This window comes from Vibrio sp. 1580 (assembly GCF_033340055.1).
Window position 1 is genome coordinate 1 of sequence record NZ_JAWOVT010000075.1, and the last position, 1,095, is coordinate 1,095.

Consider the following 1,095-nt stretch of genomic DNA (forward strand, 5'->3'; position numbering starts at 1 on the left):
AATACCGATACGAACACCAGTAAAGCTACCAGGGCCACGGCCAAACGCTAGAGCATCCAAGTCTTGTAGAGTTAGACCCGCTTCTTTCAGCACTTCGTCAACCATTGGCAGCACTTTTTTCGTGTGGTCACGAGGTGCCACTTCGCTGCGTGAAATCACTTGGTCATTAACCAGTAGTGCAACTGAACAGTTTTCAGTTGCGGTATCGATAGCAAGAATTTTTGCGCTCATTTAACTCTCTAAAACTCTATTTTATTTGGTTACATCACAGCACAGGCTGCGACTAATTATTCTGCTTTAAGAAACGCTTTGATACGTTCTAAATCTCGTGTTCTTGGGATCGGAGGCAAGCTTCCAAGGAACGTGCCGCCATAGTCACGGGTGACAAGGCGATTGTCACAAATGATCAATGCACCATGATCTTTCTGATCTCGAATCAAACGCCCTACGCCCTGCTTTAAAGTGATCACCGCATCGGGGATTTGCACTTCAGCAAACGGCTCACCACCACGCAATCGACAATCTTCAATTCGGGCTTTTAGCAGCGGATCATCCGGGGCAGTAAACGGCAATTTGTCGATGATAACACAGCTCAGTGCGTCACCTCTAACATCGATCCCTTCCCAAAATGCCCCCGTCGCCACAAGCAAAGCGTTACCCAGCTCCATAAACTCTGCAAGAGTCTTTTGCTTGCTCATTTCACCTTGCATAAGAACCGGAAGATACAACACCTCACGGAACTTCTCTCCCAACTCACGCATCATGCTGTGAGAAGTACATAAGAAGAAACAACGACCGTCATTTTCTTCAATGACTGGCGCTAACATTCTCACCAATTTGTCCGCTAAACCTGGGCTGTTTGGCTCAGGAAGATAACGAGGCACACAAAGGCGAGCCTGCTTTTCATAATCAAATGGCGATGGCAGCGAAAACTGTTGTTTAGGTTTTAAGCCAAGACGATCGGTAAAGTGCTTAAAGTCACCAGAGACCGCAAGCGTTGCCGAGGTGAAGATCCACGCACCTTGCTTGATTTCAATTTGTTCATGGAACTTATCTGCCACCGATAACGGAGTAATATGCAGAGTAAAATGACGC

General features: G+C 46.8%; 2 protein-coding genes. Both read right to left on the reverse strand.

The window, feature by feature from the left end:
* The coding region (tsaB, locus tag R7093_RS24110; protein WP_318146870.1) for a tRNA (adenosine(37)-N6)-threonylcarbamoyltransferase complex dimerization subunit type 1 TsaB at nt 1–231 on the reverse strand (231 nt) is incomplete at its 3' end.
* Between the two features lie 56 nt (nt 232–287).
* On the reverse strand, nt 288–1,095 hold an 808-nt coding region (locus R7093_RS24115), incomplete at its 5' end, for an ATP-dependent DNA helicase (RefSeq protein WP_318146871.1).